The sequence below is a fragment of the Pantoea phytobeneficialis genome, assembly GCF_009728735.1.
GTDB classification, from domain to species: Bacteria; Pseudomonadota; Gammaproteobacteria; order Enterobacterales; family Enterobacteriaceae; genus Pantoea; species Pantoea phytobeneficialis.
The window spans coordinates 238412-258917 of the sequence record NZ_CP024639.1 but is presented as its reverse complement, the minus strand read 5'-3'; the positions used below and the strand labels follow the sequence as shown (position 1 = coordinate 258917).

The window sequence follows — 20506 nt, the reverse complement described above, 5'->3', positions numbered from 1 at the left end:
ACGACTTCTCCGCCTGAGGTCACGGCGGTCAGTGAGCCGTCTTCATATTGCCTGCGCCACTTGAAGATCTGATTAGCATTGATACCGTGCAGTCGTGCGACGTGAGACACGGTCATGCCCGGTTCCATAGTCTGCTGAATAATGGCAATTTTTTCCTGCGGAGTACGACGCCGACGTCGCTCAGGTCCTGATAACACTTCAACCATCTTATTATTCTGACTGGTGTTAAACATAGTTCCAAGACTACCTCTTATTTTAAGAGAGGCGAAGTGTCTGGTGATCTAAGGGGCTAATCTATCAGAGAAGTAAAAAATCATGACGGAAACTTATTGTGTGATGTCTATACATATCGGGTTATATACAAACTTCCGTCTCGAACAAGTGTCGTGTCCTGTCTATACGTGTGGTTTTTATTTCATTTTATCTGTCATAATCTTTACATTTTATACCTGCTGCGTTTTACCGAGACATTTATTACATGGAGATGTAATTTTTGAGCACTGAATCAATAACTGAAAAAACAGGTCATCTGGCCTGGTGCGGGCTAATTGCTCTACAGTTGGCCAGGTGTGACGGTCTGATAAGATCATAATCACAAGAAAATATTTTCCTCACACGCTGGCTTGCTACTGCATTGAAGCAGCATCGCTTCCCGCGTGAGCTGGCAACAGATATTCAGTGGTTGCTTAAGCAGGGCAGGTTACTCGGAACAAGAGCAAGATTACGGCATAAACTCGATTATCTCTGGCGTTCATGCAGCGGTGGGCTGGCAAAACAGCACGATTTGTTTCGTCTAACCTGTGCCATCGAAACGGCCAAAGAAATGCAGTGGGTCTATCGATTACTCAGCGATAAAGAGTGGACAGGTCGCCACGCTGTCATAATGAATCCAGCCGTCAATGGTATCTATCTCTCCCGCACGGTTCTTGATGTCGCATTCAATGATGAAGGAATGCAGATTGCCCCTCTGACGGCAAAACTCACCGGAAACATTCCTGCTCTGGAGAAACTGCTTAATCGTTGTCACTGGAGTGCTACCGCCAGTTGTGGTGACAACGGACCGTCTGTGTTCAGCCTGATAGCTCACGCTGACGCACGGGCTCATATCCCAGACCTGGTTATTTCAGGTGTGAATGGTCCTGTCGATTACGCGTGGGATGAACTGAGTAACCTGACCGGTCTGACACTGCCAGGCGGGCAGCATCTGTCCTGGCTGCACTATGGTACCACGCCAGCAGCGCTTCAGTCGGCCTCAGCGGCAGCTATGACGGCAGCCAGAAACCGGGCGAACGGTTCTCCGGTGGTTTCCTGCCGACGATGGCCAACGTGTCGGGCAGTGCATCCGGCACCACCCGTTCGGCGGTCGCTGACGGCACCATTACGGTACGCGATACGCAGAACCAGACGCAGGATGTGGCTGACCTCAGCCGTGATACCGACAGTGCCAACGGCAGCATCGGTAAGATTTTCGACAAAGACACAGTCGAAAACCAGATGGCGTTCACCCAGGGCGTGCAGGAGCTGGCCCAGCGGGTAACGGGTGACATCAAAACCTACAAACTTAATGCAGCGGAAAAAGAAGCCTCTGACCGTCTGCTGAAAGAGCATCCGGGATACGCGACGCTGACGCAGACGGAACTGCACGACAAGGTGCTGGAGGACCAGAGCTATAAGGATGTGGCGGCAGACTGGGGGACGGGCGGGACTTACTCGATGGTCACCAGTGCGGTGGCCGGGGCGCTGGGTGGCCTGAGCGCCGGTAACCTGGGTGCGGCGGCGAGCGGGGCGATGGCACCGTATATCGCCAACACGATAAAGAAAGCGACCACCACCTATGACGCCAACGGTAAGGAACAAACCAACCTGCTGGCAAACACTATGGCGCACGCGGTGGCCGGGGCGGTGCTGGCGCAGCTGGCGGGGAACAGTGCCGCAGCAGGTGCTGCCGGAGCAGCCGGTGGTGAGCTGATGGCGCGGGCAATAGTGGCATCGATGTATCCCGATGTGGAAAACCCAAGCGATCTCACGGAAAGCCAGAAGCAGACGGTCAGTGCTCTGAGCCAGATAGCGGCGGGGCTGGCAGGTGGGCTGGTATCGGATTCAGGGTTGGGTGCAGGTACCGGGGCGGTGGCCGGAAAGAATGCGGTTGAGAATAACTATTTGCACGTCAGTGAGAAGACGGAGCTGGAGATAGCGAAACAGAAACTTAACAGTAGCGACCCTGCGGAACGTGAAGCGGCGCAGAAAAAGGTGGCTGAATTAACGGAACTGGATATCAGTCGCGACCAGAAAGTGATGGATGCTTGTGGAAATGGTAAAGCTGCAAGCGCGGGCTGTGCCGGAGCCAGGCTGGAAGTCATCTCGGCCAAAAGTGAATACGAAACCGGACAGTACAATAACAAAGTCAGTAATATGTATGCTGACTCTTATGGCCAGATTGTGAACCTGCTTAATATCACCAGCGTTGATGCTCAGAATCAGCAGCAGGTGAAGGATGCGATGGTGAACTATGTCATGGTTCAGTTCGGTCTGGATAAGACGGCGGCAGAGAACTATGTCCAAACCTATGACGGGATGAAGACAGTAGCGGCTTCGATGACGCCAGTGTTGGGTGCTGCGGCTGCTAATAAAATTAGTGCATTAGGCGAGAGTATCGTTAAAGAAAGCGTACCTAACAACCTTAACTCTTCAAGTGCAATTACAGATGCTGAAGCCGGAGGTTATTCTTACTACGACAGATTTAAGAATGCTGATGGTGGCTGGGATTGGCCTAAGAATTTGGACTTTTCAGGAGAACCAGTTAAAACGACTATTCCTGTAGGAACAACATTAGATCGATATGGTGATAGCAATGGTTCATTTCTTGCGCCGAAAGATACTCCTTATGAACAATGTGCCCTTGCCCCAGGATCACAAGCTAACGGTTATCATGAATATGAAGTAATAAAACCCCTTCCAGCCATCCAAGGAACAATCGCGCCAGCGTTTGGACAAGTCGGTGGTGGGACACAAATTTTACCAAATATGACTGAACGCGTTAATGTCCAATGGTTGATAGATAATGGTTACTTGAAGGAGATTCATTGATATGTCCGTGACGATAGAGGAAATTCAAAAAATCGTTAACTCTCTGTGTGAGAAAATCCATGCTCCGAAGAGTATAGTTGGCACATCGCCATTCGATGATGGTCGTCCTTACTTATCTGTGGAAAATGATGAGTATAATTATATTTACTCCGAGAGAGGATATGAGTTTTCCAGGAAGAAAACATCATCGCCAGATGAATTGCTTTTTTGGATTATGTACGATGTTGTGCATCAGATGGCAGTAAGTTATGAGTTAAATCATAGGATTGAAGGATGTGATGTTCGACGTCTTATTTTTCGAAAAGTAATTGAATACCTTTCTCAGCTCAAATCAGAATGGGGAGAGAAAGCTAAGGAAAAATTTAATCAAATACTTGTTCAAGATCCTTTTAAGGATAATTTAAAACTTTAATCCCGGCCAGCGAGATTTGAACCGGGATTTTTTGCCTGTCGTCTGGGGCTCAGCCGCGACACCGACAGCGCTAACAGGCATATTGACAATACTGTTGAAAATAACACGCTTGAAGACGTTGCCGTATCCGTTCCACATCTTTCTTATCGCTTAATACCCCTTTTGGATTGCCTGTCATAAAAAGGAGCAGGATAAATCACGCCGCTACATTTACGCGGGTGAAGGTGGCTTTGACATCATGGTGGGGAATCACACTCAGCTGAACGGGGCAGTTATCGCCAGCCAGGCCGAAGCAGATAAAAACCGCCTGGATACCGGCACGCTTGGGTTCACCGATATCCACAATGAAGCCGATTACAACGTTGAGCATCAGGGGATTGGACTCAGTTCAGGTGCCAGCCTGGGAGGACAATTTGTCGGCAACATGGCCAGTACTCTGCTGGCCGGAGGAGACCTGACCGCTGCGATAGCCGGAGCATCAGCACCGTATCTGGCGAGCATTATCCACGATAAAACGACCACGCGTGATGCGAATGGCAACGAAGTGGTGAACACCACGGCGAACCTGATGGCACACGCAGTGCTGGGTGCCGTGGTAGCTGCTGCATCGGGCAACAACGGTCTGTCAGGTGCCGCCGGGGCGGTGACGGGAGAGTACATTGCCCAGCAGCTGTATCCGGGTATTGACCGGGCCGACCTGAGTGAGGAACAGCGTCAGACTATCAGCACGCTGAGTACACTGGCGGCAGGACTGGACGGGGGTATTGCAGGCGGGGGGTACACGCAGCGCAGTCGCGGGGGCGCAGGCGGGTAAAAATGCGCTCAAAGAGGATAGTCCTTTTGATCACGATGAAGCTGAGCATGATAGAGAAACTGGCAATGGCCACATAAAGATATATACAATCAATCCGGGGTTGGAGCCAGAACGTGATGAGAAAGGCGACCCTATCACGTATCCATTGGGTGTAGGAGTTCCTGTTGGTGCGGGAGGTGGACCATATTCCAATTTGACCGATTCACCATCAGTTGGCCCAGGAAAAAACTTTACACGTACTCAAAAAGCTAATATTTATCAACAAAATATGGAAAATAATGGTGGGGTGCTACGATCTGATCTTGATGGACAGGAGTTGGTCATGCCACAAAAGAGTCAGCCAGGCGTTCCCCCCCGTCAAATGAGGCACAAATCGATCATATTGTGCCCAGAAACCCTGCAAATACTAACATTGGGCAGGGAACAAATAGTTATAATAATGCTCAAGTTTTGTCCCGAGAACAATATAGGCAAAAATCAAATCATTGAGGTGAAACGTAATGCAAAATTCAGAATGGAAATTTAATGATCTTCCAAATGTAGCAGTTATTGTTAATAGGAAGATAATTTCCTCAGGGGAATGGATTGCTTATGTTTCTCATGATAGTGTTGATGGCGCATGGCAATTTCATACTAATCAGATTACTCCGTTGAGTGAGAATGATGCTGTCTTAGTTAGCCTGAAAAGTATTGTTGATCTTGATCATTCTATTACTGCTTTAGCTGACCTTCCTTTGGGATGGTGTGCCTGGAGGAGTTCAAAAGACGACATTTGGCAAAAAGCACAACTTTCTGATTAACTAGAAACTTTTAACTGCCGTTACGAATTATAGTGGCTGCGTTAACAAAACGTCCAAATGGTAATACAGACATTCCTTGCGGGAGAAAATAATGAATTCAGGGTCCGCAGTCTCTATTTTTGATCTCTATGAGGAAGATTGATAACACAATTAAAAATGCTCTGAAGGAGCATAATATAACAGGAACTATTAAGGATATGGATGGAAACCCTGTGCCTAAAGATAGCGGTGGCTATTGGGATCATATGCAGGAAATGCAAAATACACTCAGAGGATTAAGGAATCATGCTAGAACTCTGAAAAACGTCAATAACCCTGAAGCCCAGGCCGACTATGGCAGAGAAACTGAGGCTAACAATAAAATTGAATCAGCGCTGAAAGGACATGGGATATGACGACATTTCGCGAACTTGTGGGAAACATTAATACAAGGAAGAACCCTAGTCAGCAGTCTTCTCTTGAAGCATGGTTCGAGAGCGTTCTTGATGTTCCATTGGAAAGCCTGGAAGTAGGAGATCTCTGCCGTGCGGTTCGGCAGAACGTATGTGTTGATCAACTGATGCCAGCAATATTAGACGTTCTGACAGAAGATCCCCTGATCGGGGATCTATATGATGGTGAACTCATCGCATCCCTAGCAACAATAAAAGGGGATGAGTTGCAGGATCATAAAGAGACGTTTATCCGAATTAAGAACCTTATAAACGGCTTAGGTCTCCAAGACATAGACAGTGACCTGAAAAATGATATTTTAAAGCTAAATCAAATAGCCATATGAAAAAAACGATTACAGTGTCGGGATTACTATTTTATCAGTCAGTTATCTTTCAGCAGCTAATTCAGGAGGTTTTTTGAAAGAACTAAATTCAGACAGAATTCTTTTACGCCTTGACAAACCGCGCGATAAATCGCGCCGTTACGGGATGGGTGTAGGGTTGGTGATTAGCGGGATATCGTATTTAACATAATTAGTATACAGTAGTTTGGCTGCATGATTAGTTTTGCATCCGAGGATGACACTAAGATGGTTTACGCTCATAATGACAACACAAACGACACCACAAGAGGCAGCATTATGAGCAGCACTATTCATTTTCGGATAGATGATGAAACGAAACGTTTGGCCATGCTTGCCGCGGAGCGCCAGCAGATGAGCCTTACTGAACTCATGCGTCAGCGCGCAGAAGAGCTGGCAGCAGAAGAACTCCGATTTCAAAACAGTGATCATGAGCACTGGCTGGAGCAACAGATAGCTCACGCGTTCAATCGTCATAACTCTGGTGAAGGCGAGTACCTTAACAATGATGAAGTGACAAAACACATGGATGATCTGCGACAGCGAGCTGCTCAGGGGAAATTGTGACCACGAATATTGTCTGGGAGAGACGCGCGCTGGCTGACAGAGAAAACATTTTTCTCTACCTGAACAAAGAAGCAGGTGCTTTAGTCGCCATTGCTGCCGATGACAGACTCGCAGCGATGGTGAGTATACTCAAGGAAAACCCTATGGCTGGAGTACAGGCCGGGCGCACCGTCAAACATAGAAAGCTCGTAATACCACATTTTCCCTTCATAGTTGTGTATGTGGCTGACGAGACCAAAGTAAGCATCCTCCGTGTCCTTCATACATCCCGAAAAATAGCCGGGCGATACAGCCATAGTTAAGTCTATTAGGCTTTTAAGATTCGAATAGTAAGAAGGTTACTACAGGTTTGGTTTGGCAGGCAGAAACGGGTAGCGGCAAATGTGGCCAACCACAAGCAGCAGGATAATATTACTTGTGGCTTTAAAGCCTCTTAATCGGCTCAGTTGGCGCCTTGTAAAGGGTCAGGCTTATAAAATTTTCCGCACGATCCAGGTCATAGGCAGCTTGATAGCCATTTCTGGTGTGATAGCAGTCAATCCAGAAACCATACGTGAAGCTGTGGAGGGCGCTACGGCCATAGCGCGGGCAAGCTCTCATTCCTCAAGCCACTTATGTAGCGAGGTTTTAATCATCTGTGTTTCTCATTGTTACTTGATGTCGAACACACAAAGTGTGTGTTGCATGACATGCAACAGAATAATATTACCTTAATCAGAGCAGGCAAAAAGACACTGTGTCGCCTGTTCAGAATGACTGTCTCGCAATGCTGCCCCCAGGAAATCAGGTAAGGAGATGACGTAAAACGTCACTAAACGTGCTCAGGTCCTTGTGCGGAGAAAAATCTTTGTTGATAGCTTTACGGGCAATCAGCCCATCAATGATCGCAAAAATCACAATCGTCGTTTCTTCTACGACAAGATTTTTTCTGAATTCTCCACTCTCAATTCCCTGACGGATGATATTGCCAATCCCATGGCGCATGGCGATATCACTGGAAATGAAGGTATTTCCGAGGGAAGTGTTGCGCGCCGACTCTGCAATAATTTCTACCCAAAGTCGGTGCGTAGCCGGATAACCGACATCACTGATGCAGGAAGAGACCAGTGAGCAAATCCTTTCCAAAAATGAACCAGAAAAGGATTCATTCTGTGCATTAAGCGCTGATTTTTGCTCTTCCAGCACAATGGCTGAAATCAGTTCATCCTTGCTCCTGAAATAGGTATACATTGCCCCCTGGCTGATCCCCGCACGAAGGGCTATTTCCCGCACGCTTGTGGCATTGAACCCTTTTTCGGCAAAGCAGTCAGCGGCAGCAGTTATCAGTTTATGGTAGGTGGCCGAATCTTTTGTCATTAATAATCTCCTTTGAAAGCAATCTTATCCTTTTTCCAACGGCCTTTACCATACGGTTCTCCCCAGATCCCCCAACCGGCGCAACACCGAACGACTGGTGCGTAACACACCCTGATAAACTGGGCGTCATAGCAATTTCATATTTTTCACCGGACAGAAGAAACAGTATCACTTCGCATTAAATGAATGACTGTTCATTCATCATCAACGAGGTGAAACGATGTTAAGGAAACACTCTGGCGTGTTATGCGTAGCAATGTGCTACATACTGTTTGGCATCAGTTATCCTGTTGCCAAACAAGCAATGGATTCCATTCCGACCTGGACTTTCACATTCATCACTTTTCTGATCGGACTGGCTGCACTCTTCCCGCTTTCCCTAATGATTGACAAGACTCGCTGGCTTGCTGTCTCGCTCCGTGACTGGGCGGCGATTGGCGTGCAGGCCCTGTTTGGCGCTGTTCTGTACACTGTTTTTCTGCTTTACGGACTGCCGGATACCTCTGCTGTCGCGGCATCGGTTATCACCAGCGTAGCGCCAGCGTTTGTCCTGATTTTTTCGGTCATTTTTCTCAGGGAAAAGCTGACCCTGAAATCAGGTTTCGCTGTGCTACTGGCTGTTCTCAGCGTTATCGTAATGACCGTACCCACGACAGGTAATGACGGCCACAGTAATGCTTACGGCCTTTTCTTCCTGGCTCTATCAACGTTGTCCACTGCGTTAGTCATTATCTTCGCCAAGAAACTCTCATCCCAACTGCCGCCTGTGACTATGGCAACGGGCGTTTGTCTGGTGGGTGCGGTGCTTTCATTCCCATTGTCACTGACAGAAGGTGGGGACTTTCATCTGCTCGCGATAAGCCAGAGCCAGGCCATCACGTTGGTTTACTACGGATTGTTCGTCTGGGCATTACCCTATGTTTTCTTTTTCCACGGGATATGGAAGGTAAGGGCATCTACAGCGGGTATGACAGTAGCACTGGTTCCGGTTGCAGCCATGCTGGCCGGTGCGCTGTTTTTCGGTGAGCGTCTAACCATCACCGACGTGGCCGCAACCACATTGATTGTGGCGTCCATCGTCATTGCTGAGGTGAATCTGAAACGTCGCCTTCAACCGGAGATGACATCATGATGTTCGGTCGAATTATAACCTTCACCATTATTCTGCTGACGGAAACCGGTATGTTCTGCGGAGCTGCCCTGGCGACCACACTGCCACCGGTTAAAGAATATATTGAACTGAATCACCCGCTGCATGAAAACATGACAACCTATCCCGGACTCAGTGAAGTGGAGCTGTATACCAGGCTTGAGCGCGGCAAAAACGGTGCAATCATTGATGGCATAAAGCTGCTGGGCATTTCCGGTACGTACATCGATGCCCCCTTCCATGCAGATCCACACGGAAAGAAGATATCGGACTACGATCTCAGGCAACTCGTTAATCTGCCGGTAGTTATTGTAAGGCTGCCACCTGGCGAGAAGATATTCTTCTCCTCCGCGTTTCAGGGAAAAAATGTCGCCGGGAAAGCCGTTCTGTTGATGACCGGGCGCGACCGGCTGTTCGGTACGGAGGCGTACAGCGATAATCCTCCCTATCTGTCAGCTGAGGGAGCTAAATGGCTGGCGAAAAATCACGCTGCACTGGTTGGGATCGACTCGGTGCTTATTGATAACTACAACGATGCCTCATCGATTCCTGCACACGATATCTTGCTCAAAAATAACGTTGTGGTTGCCGAAGATATGACAAACATCGGTAGTCTGATGGGAAAAAATGCTTATCTGACCGCGGTACCTCCGCGTGTCCCGATGGCGAGTTTTCCTGCTCGAATTTTTGCGGCAGTCTACTGAAACGAATAATCTCCAACGGTTTGTTTTAACCCCTGATGCGGTAGACGGAATGTTCACTTGCATGAAGAGGCTTTAACTTTAAAATGAATGATCATTCATTCATTCATTCATTCATTCATTCATTCATTCATTATTTTGGAGTAAATTTCACCGTGACAGATATTGCAATGACCCGTGCACGATCCGCTTCGGAGCACTCGTTGATGAAAGTACTGGTAGCAAAGAACCTCGGACCATCTGCCTGGTTTGAAATCGAAGAGCGGGCCATTCCAACCCCGCGCCAGGGACACACGTTAGTCAGAATGTATGCTGCCACGGTCAATCCGTTGTCAAATCTGGTTCTGACCGGCCGCGTTCCATCTTCCATAGCGCCTCTGGTGTTAAGCAACGATGGTTCAGGCATGGTTATGCAGAGCAACAGGTTCAAAGCCGGTACAAAAGTGGCCATCTATGGCGGCGGTCAACTTGGGATCACAGAAGACGGGTTACAGCAGCAATTTGTCCTGGTGGAAGATAAACGCCTGGTCGAGATTCCCGCAGACTACAGCCTGGAATATGCCGCTGCACTACCGATCAATTACGTGACCGCCTTCCAGGCTATGACACGTGTAGGGGATGTAAAGAAGGGGCAGTTGGTGGTGATCGCGGGTGCAACTGGTTCGGTGGGCCACGCACTCATTCAGATTGCGAATGCGCTGGAAGCAATTCCGGTTGCGTTGGTCTCTACAACCGATAAAGCGATACACGCAAAGCAGGCAGGCGCTCATCATGTCATTAATTTATCACAACAAGATATGCATGAAGAGATACGACGTCTGAGTGAAAATAGAGGTGCAGACATGGTGTTTGATCCGGTAGGCGGTGAGCTGCTCGGGCAACTGATAAAGACGCTTCGCCCGCGCGGAACTGCAGTCAGCATCGGCTTTGTTGCCGGAACGGAGGGGAAAATTGATATTCCCGATCTGGTGGTAGAAGAGAAACGACTACTGGGTTACGACGCCTGGATGGAAACGGATGATGATGTGGCTGCGGCTATGAAATCGCTTCAGGATTATATTGCTTCGGGGCAAGTCAGGCCAAATATCGACAGCATTTATGCAATGCAGGATTTCACCGCGGCCTATAACAAACTGAATTCGCGAACAGCAAAAGGCACTATTTTACTCAAACTGAGTGAAGACTAAGGATTACCTGATGACTGACTCTAATAGCAATAATCTGAGACTGATTTTTCCCCAATGGCAGGGAGGTAACAATGAATCCTACTTCTTTGGTTCGCAGTTGCTCGCCTGGCTTGCCCCTGCTGAAAAAGGATTGACTGCAGAGGTTAACGTTTTACCGCCTGCGGGTATTCCTCTGGAGAATGAAGAAGGCATCATTGGCAGATCTCAGGTGGTATCACAACTGCACAACGCCCGCAGCCTGATCCGTGAGAATCGCCCGGACACCCTTGTCACGCTGGGGGGTGATTGTCTGGTTTCACTGGCTCCTTTTTCCTACCTTGTGGAAACCTACGGTGAAAAACTGGGTGTACTATGGGTAGATTCCCACCCTGATGTCATGACGCCGGATCAGTTTGCCCATTCACACGCCCATGTACTTGGCGCACTAATGGGGAATGGTGATGAAGACCTGACTCGGGATATTACGCACCCCCTTGCTCCCGAAAAAGTGATGATTGCCGGCATACACGATCCTCTGGATTACGAAGCGGGATTTATTGCTGAACACGGAATTGCGACTTGCGGGCCAGATGAGGTCAGGCAAGGGGCAGGGGCAGTGCTGGACTGGATTCAGCGGGAAAACATAACCTGTCTGGCTATTCATCTGGACCTGGACGTGCTCGACCCGGCAATGTTCCGTTCCGTTTTATTTGCCCGTCCGGGCAGAGGTCAGCATGATTTCGGGGATGCGGCAGAGGGACGACTCTCGATTTCAGAGGTTATAGAGCTTATCAACATTGCATCCGCATCTGCAGCACCGGTAGGTCTCACCGTTGCGGAGCATCTTCCATGGGATGTGATTAATTTAAAAAATATGCTGGCGTTACTTCCGCTGCTGAAATAAAACGTTCAAAAGAACCATAATCGCCTGTATTGGAGATGGATTGATGTGGGTACATAGCCCACATCACACTGACAGACTAAATCGGGTAAAGCGCATTACCACCGTAACCGCCTGGGCGTAAAACGTAGATGGCATCATAAATGACTAGATATTGATCGGCATCGGTGTCTGAATCATTCTGTAGCGGCGCGGGTTTTCAGCATCGATGCCAGAGGATCACGATGAATCGCGCCGCTTCGGGAGAGGTGGTATTCCGGGATTAACGGAATATCTAATTTAACATAATAAGTATGAAGTATTTCATGTTGTACCCAAGCACAGATGACCGGGTTCAGACCAATCTGACCACCCCAACCCTATACTTCGCTGGTTGTTCAACCAAAGGGTAGGGCAAGAAAGTTTCCCGTCGCGCTACCTTCGCTATGCCCGAATGTCCATTTCGCGATAAAGATAGTCCAGCACGCGACATAAAGACACCCAGCAATTTAGTAACCTGGACGCATTCTCATTAACGAGTTTGCCCAATGAACAAATCCGCAGGATGTTATGTTGCCTTATTCCCCCTGCTGTTAGCAGGTTGTACATCAGGGCCAGAACAGCCCCCCATAACCACTTTACCCGTGAAACTCGACGGGCAAAGCGCGTCCATCCCTGATAAGTGGTGGACCCTCTATCACGATGCGGATCTGAATCACGCGGTTGAACAGGCGCTGACTAATAATCGCGATCTGCGTATGGCCGCTGCAAATCTCCGGGCAGCAAAAGCTGTGGTGGATGAAACGGATGCAGCGCGTCTTCCCACGACATCCCTGAATACTCAGGCCGGATACGGCAGTACTGCAAATGACCAGTTAGAAGCCGCTCTGAATCAATCCGACCATATCCGTACCGGTGCACGTTATGGCATTGGTATCGATGTGCAGTGGGAAATCGATTTTTTTGGTCGCCTCCGTTCGATGCGCCATGCAGCCAACGCTGATGCGCTGGCGGTGATGGCAGAAGAGGAGGGCGCGCGCGTGCTGGTTGCAGCCGAAACCACCCGAGCCTGGCTCAGTGCCTGTAGTTACGCCCAGCGGATCGGTATCGCACAGCGTTCTTTGCTGCTGGCAGCACAGGGCCAGCAACTCGCCAGCCAGTTGTATCAGTCCGGTGCAGGTGTTGAGCTGGATGTGATACGTGCGCAGAACCAGGTTGAACTGGCAGCAGCTGAGCTTCCACCCTTACAGGCTGCGCGCCACAATGCCCTTGCTGAGCTTGCCGTATTAATGGGGCAATTGCCTGACAATCCACCTCAGGCGGCAATGCAGTGTCAGTCAACGCCCTCGCTGACAAGCATTGCGGTTCCTCATAGTGAGGGGATGAGAATGCTAAGTCGACGCCCGGATGTCCTGAAGGCCCAGCAGGCGTTGATTGCGGCAACGGCTCGCATCGGCGTCGCTACTGCCGACTTCTACCCCCAAATATCGATTGGCGGCAGCGTGTTCAGCTCAGCCCATCAGCCAGATGGGTGGGATAAAAGCGGAGCGACCGTCTGGAGCCTCGGCCCACTTATTTCCTGGTCATTCCCGAATGTGAGTGAGCAACGCGCACGTCTTGCTCAGGCGAATGCCCATGAGCAGTCTGCTCTGGCACATTTCGATGCCATCATTCTTGGTGCACTGAAAGATGTACAGCAAGGTATGACGAATTATAACGCGGCATTACAACAGAATGCCGCGTTACAAAAGGCGGCGGCTGGCAGTCAGCATGCGTTAAAACTTGCGTCCATTGCCAGAAAAGAGGGCGCAGCGACCGCGCTGGCGTTTCTGGATGCACAACGCACTGACATCGCTATTCAGCACCAGTTAGCCAGCGCCGACACCCAACTGATCAATACACAGATCGCGCTGTTTAAATCGCTCGGGGGCGGCTGGCAGCAGGCTCCGGCCATACCCTTACCAGAGCCGCAGCGTAGGCCTGTTCCATCTCAGATCTCCCTTGTCGATAACAGAGAAATAAAACAATGACCAAGAATCCGCAGGTTGCTGAAAAGCAGGCCTTTACTCATCGCTATGCAAAACCCCGCCCCCGTACTCTGATGATCGCCATATTTCTGCTGATCATCGCACTGACATGGGGAATTTACTGGTGGACAACCGCCCGCTGGATGAGCGATACCGATGATGCCTATGCGCGGGCCGATATTGTGACGCTTGCACCACGGGTCAGTGGTTATCTCGCGGTCGTAGAGGTTCAGGATAATCAGCGTGTCAGCGCAGGACAGGTGCTGGCCCGGATTGACGATAATGAATATCAGGCGAAGGTTAGTCAGGCGGAAGCGGTCGTGAAGTCAGCAGAGGCGCAAAAGCGTCTCCGGCAGGCGCAGATTTTCAATCTGGATGTACGTCAGGCACAGCAGAAAAATCGCGTTGATGAAGCGATGGCAACCGTCCATGCAGCAATGGCCGAATCCGCCCGTGCCGTGCAGGAAGCGCAGCGACAGCAGCGGCTGGTCAGCCAGCATGTCAGCAGTGAACAACTGCTGGAATCCGCTAACGCCCAGATGAAAAAAATGGTTGCCTCAGTTGCGCAGGCACAGGCTGCATTATCAATCACCCGACAGGAGAGCGGAGTGCTGGCGAGTGAGCGGCAGGCGGCCGTAGCCGAGCAGGACAATGCTGATGCGGCGTTGCGCCAGGCTCAGGCGCAACTGAATCTTGCGCGGATTGATTTAGCCAGTACCAATATCATCAGTCCGATTACCGGCACCGTCGGACAGCGATCCATCAGAACCGGGCAATATGTTGAAACGGGGGCACCTTTACTCGCGGTGGTGCCTGACAATGTCTATGTGATTGCCAACTTCAAGGAAACCCAGCTTGATCACATGCACATTGGTCAGCCTGCGGAAATCAGCGTTGATGCCTATGGTGGCAGGCGCTTTCGTGGAACGGTGGACAGCTTCGCGCCAGCCTCTGGCGCACAGTTCGCGCTGTTGCCGCCAGATAACGCGACGGGGAACTTCACCAAAATTGTCCAGCGTATGCCGGTGAAGATTCGGCTCTCAGAAGGACAGAACGGAGAAGATGTGATTCGTCCCGGGATGTCCGTTTTGGTGACCGTGGACACCCATCATGACTAAGCAACTGACCATAGAACCCACAAACTCCATTTCGCTTCGTACCTGGGTAGCCGTGCTGGGCAGCGTAGTGGGCTGTTTTATGGCGGGGATGAATGTGCATGTGACTAATGCTTCATTGCCGGATATACGCGGCTCACTGGGTGCGTCTTTTGAAGAGGGGTCATGGATCACCACGGCTTATCTGGTAGCGGAAATCATCATCATCCCTGTCACAGGCTGGCTGGTATCAATTTTTTCGATGCGCAGAGTCCTGATGACCGGGACCACGGGCTTTGTGATCTTTTCGGTCCTCTGCTCAATGGCACCGAATATACAGACCATGATCGTCTCCCGCGCGTTACAGGGCGCCTTCGGTGGCGTTCTGATCCCGCTCTCTTTTCAACTTATTGTCAGTGAGTTGCCTGCCAGAAAGCATGCGCTGGGCATGGCCCTGTTTGCCGTTGCCAACAATGTTGCTCAGGCTGCCGGGCCGTCACTGGGAGGCTGGCTGACAGACGTCTATTCCTGGCGGTGGATTTTCTATTTGCAGGTGCCACCGGGTCTGTTGTTGCTGGCGGCGATTGGCTGGTCGGTTAAACCCCAGCCACTGATGCTGGAAAAGTTACGACAGGGAGACTGGTGGGGCATTATCACTATGGCACTGGGGTTGTCTGCACTCCAGATCATGCTGGAAGAGGGCGAGCGTAACGACTGGTTTTCTTCTGCCTATATCATTAACTGTACGTTGCTGGCTGTGATCGGATTGGTGGGGTTTGTCTGGGTTGAACTCAGGAGTAAAACACCTTTTATCAACCTTCGTCTGTTGGGGCGTTACAATTTTGGCATCGCCAGCCTGATGCAGTTCTGCTTTGGTGGCGTGGTATTTGGCGTGGTCTTTTTGGTGCCGAACTACTTCGCCGAGGTACAGGGATATAACGCCAGCCAGATCGGTATCATGATGATCCCCTATGGCATCATTCAGTTGATTATGTCTTTCGCCACACCGCATTTAATGCGCTGGACCAGTGCGCGAACCATCATCATCGTCGGATTTCTCATCACGGCTCTGGGATGCCTGATGAACATCCATCTTAATCCTGATGCGGCGGCCAATGTGATTGTGCCCTCACTGGTGGTACGCGGCATCGGCCAGTCGCTGGTCGTCGTCGCGTTAGGGGTGATGGCGATTCAGGGGCTGGAAAAAGAACAGGTTGGATCTGCCTCGGGTCTGTTCTCCATGGTAAGAAATGTTGGCGGCGCGGTAGGGATCGCGCTGTCGAGTCAGATAGTGGTGGAGCGCGCCAGGTTTCATGCCGTACGACTCGGTGACGCTGTCACGGATTTTTCCCTGAGCACCCAGGAAAACATGGCCGCGATAGTGAATCGGTTGTCTCACCAGCACATCAGTTACGCTACGGCACTCTATGGAGAGGGTTTAACCCGTTTACGTATGCAGGTGATGGCACTGATCAACCAGGAGATACAACGGAATGCGTTGCTGATGGCATACAGCGATGCTTTTTATCTCGCGGGGATCGCCATGTTGCTCTGCGTCATCACCGGGCTGGTACTGCGAAAAAGCAACGATTAAGAATAAAAAGCCGAAGGCGGCATGCCAAATTGACGTTTGAAAGCCGCCGCAAAAGCACTCTGGCTCTCATAGCCATGCTGTAACGCCACCTGTAAAACCGGCTGGCCCTGCGCCAGAGACTCCAGCGACAGCAGCAGTCTGGCCTGCTGCCGCCAGCGGCCAAATGTCACGCCGGTTTGTTTGTGGAACTGACGATGGAAAGTTTTAACTGTCATCGACAGCAGGTCAGCCCAGTCGTCAGCGGTTCTGGCATCAGAGGGTTCCGCAGACAGCATCTGGCAAACTCGTAAAATGCGGGAATCCTGCGGCCAGGGAAGGTTGAAGGGTAAAACCGGTAATGTGCACAACTCATCAAGGATAAACCGCATCAGACGTGCGTCACGGCTATCTGGCAGGTAATCTCCCTCGACTCTGGTCGCCGCCAAAATCAACTCTCTCAGTAACGGAGACACTTCAATAACGCAGTCCTCGTCGGGAAGTCCCGGTATCGCATCGGGCAGCACAAAAATACTGCGCATCCTGGCCGCACCACGCATACGCACCGTGTGGCTGATACCTGCTTTTAACCAAACACCTCTGCTGGGCGGGACGACCCAGCGCCCTGCACTGGTCTCAATGACCAAGACCCCTTCAATCGCATACAGCAGTTGAGCGAGGTCATGACTGTGCGCAGGAATAACATGTCCATTTATGAAGTCTGCCGATACGGCCGTTACCGGCATCACACCCTGTTCAGGAAAAAAATGATTCATTGCATTATTAAGCACAGTTATTTGACTCAGTTTTATGCCACCCATTCCTCTGTGCTGACCAGACTAACAAAGGGGCCAGCCAGAGTCTGGTTATGATGGCGAACAATATTATCCGCTGTCAGGGCCGGATTATCGATCGTAGTATGTGCATCTGAAACCAGCACCACTTTAAACCCGGCATCAAAAGCTGCACGACAGGTGGTATCCACACAAATCTCTGTTTTCATTCCGGCAATCACCAGTTGATCAATATTGCGTAGCTTAAGCTGTTGTAGCAGTACCGTATCACGGAAACAGTTAGGATATTTTTTGATAAATATGCTGTCCTGTTCAACATTGACGTCAAGTTCAGGTATCAGTTGCGTCAAGGGACTCTGCTCACTAAAAGGTGATCCATCCGGGCCGGTGTGGCGGGCAAAAAACAACGGAGTACCTGACGATCTGGCTTTTTTGATCAGAAGTCTGATATTGGATAAAACTGAGCTGGCAGCATAGGGAATGTGTGGACCATGAAACAGTCCCTGTTGCATATCAATAATCAGTAATGCATTTTTCATGAAGTGTCTCCATTCAAAACGGCGATGAACGGAGTTTTTATCCCCGTCCAGAGCGGCGGGGTTTGAGATTCTGTCTGCTCAGATATTCGCCACAGAAACACTCACGCCGCCGCAGGTTGCGGTGGTAGTAGTGGATGTGGTGGTGACCGTAATCAGATGCATTGTCTCACTCTTGGGTGGCAGGTACTCATGACGAAACTAACATAAAGCTTCGAATAAAGTATACAGTGTGCTTACTTATGCAAAATTAATCGTACTGCGCATGTCTTGCTCAACAATTCGCACTCAGTGGTGTTGCTCGTTATTAACCCGGGTGCAGGGCCAGAGAAATAGGATTAGAAACTTGTTGATGTGATGCAACAGTGATAAGTCTTGATTGAATAGACGGCAAAAAAGAAATGCAATGATGTGGGCACTTCGCCCACATCACATCGACAGGCTATTTAGATGAGGAAATCATCCAGAGATTTACCGCTGTCGATTGCCGCTTTAATCACAGCTGGCGTGCGGCCCTGGCCTGTCCAGTTCTTTTCCTGGCCATCTTCATCGGTATATTTGTACTTGGCCGGACGAGGTGCGCGTTTGGCGCGAGGTTTTCCTGCACTCTGCAAAGCACCCAGCAGTTCAGTAGGATCAATACCGTCTTCCAGCAACAGCTCACGATATTTAGCGAGTTTCTCAGCTTTCTCACGAACGGCTGCTTCTTCGGCATGACTTTCTTCACGACGTTCTGCAACGACTACGCTTAATTTCTCAAGCATTTCTTCAAGATCAGCCAGAGCCAGATCTCGTGCCTGTGCACGGAGTGTACGAATGTTATTTATCGCTTTCAGTGATTCGTTCATGGACATCTCCAAAATCTGGTTTTGAATGTAAGAAGGTCGTTATCTGCATGACCTCAAATACTGCTTTAAATTGAGTATATACATACTGATCTTTCCAGTGAAGGGAATTTTCATGATGAAGCTATTATATTTTCAATTCTCTTACCCATTTTGTTAAGAGATGAGGTAACACCTTCTCTTAAATTTTCTCTTTAGACATAGGTTGTGCAGGTTATGTGAAAAAACGTAATCTTATCTTTAACTCTTCAAATCATCTCACGTTGAAGAATACGAAATGTAACTTCAGTCTGGCATTGTTCTGACAGGATTCACTGGAGCAAAAATCAGATCCAAAGGATCCCAGTAGCCAGAGTGACTTTCGGAAATTATGTGTGATGGAAGATCGCAACATCATGATACTGTACTAGAAAAGTATTCATCGAGATGAAGCAATGCAAGACGAACTTCTTTATCAGAGGATCGGACAGATTATTTATAGCTGTGGACCCGCGAATGCCAGCGAGTTGTTTGTCAAAGCCAAACTGTTTTCTGCAACTGGAGCAGGGGAGTTCGAATTTGATTATCTGGATGACAGTGGCGAGCCGGACTGGTTCGAGCCTGATCATCTGGCTGTTGCCGACTTATCCGAAGCGTTACGCGAACTTCAGCAGCATTCTGTCGAAAGCGGTATGCCTGATGGGACTGCGATTTGGTCCAAATGTGAAATAACCGTCAATGTTGCCGAAGAAAAGATCGACATCGTTTTTCAATATGAATAGATGGTTCAGAATCTATGGCAATAAAATATCGGTTTCGGCTATTGTTTGTCGGTTGAAACCTATGTGATTAATCCTATTTCACTTATTACAGGGAGATTTTTTTGCGCACAGCATCGATGACAAAAATCACGCGCAACAGTCGATGTTGGTCCAGTGCCTGTTTCACCGCAGCAAACGCAGAGTCACGCTGATTGCTGAAGGTACTCTGTTCCTGGAAGCGAGACGATGTATCCCTGTCTTTAATAACTGACAATGTACTAAAAATGATTTTAATGGCTGTGGATTTTATTAAAGACAACTTTAATAAACTTTAGTTTTGTTTGAATCGTACTTCCGGAAAGTCCATAGTAACCACAAGCCATGATGATGCACATCAGATAACCAATCCTGTCCATAATGACGGCTTCGGGGATAAATTTGACCGGATTAGATCGTCATGAAGTCGAGAAGCTTCTTATAATCAGGTTGACGTTGATTGTCGTTCCATCCGAGTCGCACAAGGAGAAGAGATGAAATTATTCAGCCACAGCTTCAATGACGGGGATGTCATCCCCGGGAAAAACAGCTTCGCGGTTTATGATGCACAGAGCCATGTACGTTTGTCTGATAACCAGAACCCGCACTTCGGCTGGTCAGATCTGCCTGCCGGAACACAGTCACTGGTATTGATTTGCCATGATTACGATGTCCCGACCAGCGGCGAAAACGTCAATCAGGAAGGCAAAGTTGTTCCGGCTTCACTGCCGCGAACCGATTTCTATCACTGGTCGCTGTTTGATATTCCGGCTACACAGACAGAAATCGCTGAGGGTGCACAGTCAAACGGCATTACGGCCAAGGGCAAAACCGGGCCGCAAGCACCTGGTGGACTGAAACATGGCATCAACGACTATACCGCCTGGTTTGCCGGCGATGATGCGATGGGCGGGACTTACTATGGTTATGATGGCCCATGCCCACCCTGGAATGATGAGATCGTGCATCATTATGTTTTCACATTATATGCACTGGCAACGCCGACCCTGACAGTCGAAGGCGAACTGACTGGAGCTAACATCCTGCAAGCAGTGAAAAAGAGTCATGTCCTGGCTGAAGCGAAGCTGACCGGGCTTTATAGCCTGAATCCAGACGTGAAGATTTAACGATACAA

Annotated in this window: 20 protein-coding genes and 4 pseudogenes; 18 read left to right on the top strand and 6 right to left on the bottom strand. The window is 49.5% G+C overall.

Annotated features, from left to right (window positions below; all coding sequences use genetic code 11):
* The coding region (locus CTZ24_RS25230) for a transposase (RefSeq protein WP_208723780.1) at nucleotides 1-206 on the bottom strand (206 nt) is incomplete at its 3' end.
* A gap of 287 nt (nucleotides 207-493) precedes the next feature.
* On the opposite strand from CTZ24_RS25230, the pseudogene CTZ24_RS25225 reads away from it, so the two are divergent.
* The 9 genes and pseudogenes from CTZ24_RS25225 to CTZ24_RS25185 all read left to right on the top strand — a co-directional run.
* Nucleotides 494-1084 (top strand): annotated as a pseudogene (locus CTZ24_RS25225) (DUF2913 family protein); the annotation flags it as partial.
* Nucleotides 1085-1317: 233 nt separating this feature from the next.
* Nucleotides 1318-3087, top strand: coding sequence for a glycohydrolase toxin TNT-related protein (locus CTZ24_RS25220; protein ID WP_208726949.1), 1770 nt, complete (start codon nucleotides 1318-1320; stop codon nucleotides 3085-3087).
* A 1-nt stretch (nucleotide 3088) separates the two neighbouring features.
* Complete coding sequence (locus CTZ24_RS25215; protein WP_208726948.1) at nucleotides 3089-3499, top strand: Imm63 family immunity protein; 411 nt, start codon at nucleotides 3089-3091, stop codon at nucleotides 3497-3499.
* 208 nt (nucleotides 3500-3707) lie between these two features.
* A pseudogene (locus tag CTZ24_RS26815) lies at nucleotides 3708-4335 on the top strand (VENN motif pre-toxin domain-containing protein); the annotation flags it as partial.
* 478 nt (nucleotides 4336-4813) lie between these two features.
* Nucleotides 4814-5113 (top strand): hypothetical protein, encoded by a 300-nt coding sequence (locus CTZ24_RS25205; RefSeq protein ID WP_208726947.1) that lies wholly within the window; start codon nucleotides 4814-4816, stop codon nucleotides 5111-5113.
* A gap of 125 nt (nucleotides 5114-5238) precedes the next feature.
* Nucleotides 5239-5508: pseudogene (locus tag CTZ24_RS25200) on the top strand (polymorphic toxin type 28 domain-containing protein); the annotation flags it as partial.
* Nucleotides 5505-5891, top strand: a complete 387-nt coding sequence (locus tag CTZ24_RS25195) for a contact-dependent growth inhibition system immunity protein (protein ID WP_208726946.1) — start codon at nucleotides 5505-5507, stop codon at nucleotides 5889-5891. The pseudogene CTZ24_RS25200 and the gene CTZ24_RS25195, both read left to right, overlap by 4 nt.
* 297 nt (nucleotides 5892-6188) lie before the next feature.
* Nucleotides 6189-6476 (top strand): damage-inducible protein J, encoded by a 288-nt coding sequence (locus CTZ24_RS25190; protein ID WP_208726945.1) that lies wholly within the window; start codon nucleotides 6189-6191, stop codon nucleotides 6474-6476.
* Entirely contained in the window at nucleotides 6473-6778 is a 306-nt protein-coding gene (locus tag CTZ24_RS25185) for a type II toxin-antitoxin system RelE/ParE family toxin (protein WP_208726944.1), read from the top strand. The genes CTZ24_RS25190 and CTZ24_RS25185 overlap by 4 nt, the downstream gene beginning before the upstream one ends.
* Before the next feature lie 177 nt (nucleotides 6779-6955).
* On the opposite strand, the pseudogene CTZ24_RS26810 reads toward CTZ24_RS25185, so the two are convergent.
* Nucleotides 6956-7072: pseudogene (locus tag CTZ24_RS26810) on the bottom strand (helix-turn-helix domain-containing protein); the annotation flags it as partial.
* Between the two features lie 187 nt (nucleotides 7073-7259).
* Nucleotides 7260-7832: a TetR/AcrR family transcriptional regulator gene (locus tag CTZ24_RS25180; RefSeq protein ID WP_208726943.1), complete on the bottom strand. Its 573-nt coding sequence runs from the start codon at nucleotides 7830-7832 to the stop codon at nucleotides 7260-7262.
* Nucleotides 7833-8052: 220 nt separating this feature from the next.
* Between CTZ24_RS25180 and CTZ24_RS25175 the strand changes: the two genes are divergently transcribed.
* The 7 genes from CTZ24_RS25175 to CTZ24_RS25145 all read left to right on the top strand — a co-directional run bounded on the left by CTZ24_RS25175 (nucleotide 8053) and on the right by CTZ24_RS25145 (nucleotide 16444).
* Nucleotides 8053-8964 carry a DMT family transporter gene (locus tag CTZ24_RS25175; RefSeq protein WP_208726942.1) on the top strand — a complete coding sequence of 304 codons (912 nt, stop codon included), beginning with the start codon at nucleotides 8053-8055 and terminating at the stop codon, nucleotides 8962-8964.
* Entirely contained in the window at nucleotides 8961-9686 is a 726-nt protein-coding gene (locus CTZ24_RS25170) for a cyclase family protein (protein WP_244634096.1), read from the top strand. The genes CTZ24_RS25175 and CTZ24_RS25170 overlap by 4 nt, the downstream gene beginning before the upstream one ends.
* A 203-nt stretch (nucleotides 9687-9889) precedes the next feature.
* Complete coding sequence (locus tag CTZ24_RS25165; protein ID WP_208727099.1) at nucleotides 9890-10870, top strand: quinone oxidoreductase family protein; 981 nt, start codon at nucleotides 9890-9892, stop codon at nucleotides 10868-10870.
* 10 nt (nucleotides 10871-10880) lie between these two features.
* Nucleotides 10881-11753, top strand: a complete 873-nt coding sequence (locus CTZ24_RS25160) for an arginase family protein (protein ID WP_208726941.1) — start codon at nucleotides 10881-10883, stop codon at nucleotides 11751-11753.
* 524 nt (nucleotides 11754-12277) lie between these two features.
* The gene (locus CTZ24_RS25155; RefSeq protein WP_208726940.1) at nucleotides 12278-13759 is read left to right on the top strand and encodes a TolC family protein; all 1482 of its coding nucleotides are present in this window, start codon (nucleotides 12278-12280) and stop codon (nucleotides 13757-13759) included.
* The gene (locus CTZ24_RS25150; RefSeq protein ID WP_208726939.1) at nucleotides 13756-14874 is read left to right on the top strand and encodes an HlyD family secretion protein; all 1119 of its coding nucleotides are present in this window, start codon (nucleotides 13756-13758) and stop codon (nucleotides 14872-14874) included. Before CTZ24_RS25155 ends, CTZ24_RS25150 begins: the two co-directional genes overlap by 4 nt.
* Nucleotides 14867-16444 carry a DHA2 family efflux MFS transporter permease subunit gene (locus CTZ24_RS25145; protein WP_208726938.1) on the top strand — a complete coding sequence of 526 codons (1578 nt, stop codon included), beginning with the start codon at nucleotides 14867-14869 and terminating at the stop codon, nucleotides 16442-16444. Before CTZ24_RS25150 ends, CTZ24_RS25145 begins: the two co-directional genes overlap by 8 nt.
* Here the strand turns inward: CTZ24_RS25145 and CTZ24_RS25140 are convergent.
* The 3 genes from CTZ24_RS25140 to CTZ24_RS25130 form a co-directional block, all read right to left on the bottom strand.
* On the bottom strand, nucleotides 16441-17196 hold the full coding sequence (locus tag CTZ24_RS25140) for an AraC family transcriptional regulator (RefSeq protein WP_208727097.1): 756 nt from the start codon (nucleotides 17194-17196) through the stop codon (nucleotides 16441-16443). The genes CTZ24_RS25145 and CTZ24_RS25140 overlap by 4 nt on opposite strands.
* Before the next feature lie 32 nt (nucleotides 17197-17228).
* On the bottom strand, nucleotides 17229-17753 hold the full coding sequence (locus tag CTZ24_RS25135; RefSeq protein ID WP_208726937.1) for a cysteine hydrolase family protein: 525 nt from the start codon (nucleotides 17751-17753) through the stop codon (nucleotides 17229-17231).
* A 443-nt stretch (nucleotides 17754-18196) separates the two neighbouring features.
* Complete coding sequence (locus tag CTZ24_RS25130) at nucleotides 18197-18598, bottom strand: H-NS family histone-like protein (protein ID WP_021184006.1); 402 nt, start codon at nucleotides 18596-18598, stop codon at nucleotides 18197-18199.
* A 431-nt stretch (nucleotides 18599-19029) separates the two neighbouring features.
* Between CTZ24_RS25130 and CTZ24_RS25125 the strand changes: the two genes are divergently transcribed.
* Nucleotides 19030-19356 (top strand): hypothetical protein, encoded by a 327-nt coding sequence (locus CTZ24_RS25125; protein WP_208726936.1) that lies wholly within the window; start codon nucleotides 19030-19032, stop codon nucleotides 19354-19356.
* A gap of 509 nt (nucleotides 19357-19865) precedes the next feature.
* A complete protein-coding gene (locus tag CTZ24_RS25120) occupies nucleotides 19866-20498 on the top strand; it encodes a YbhB/YbcL family Raf kinase inhibitor-like protein (RefSeq protein WP_208726935.1) in 633 nt (210 codons plus the stop codon).
* Nucleotides 20499-20506: the final 8 nt, after the last annotated feature.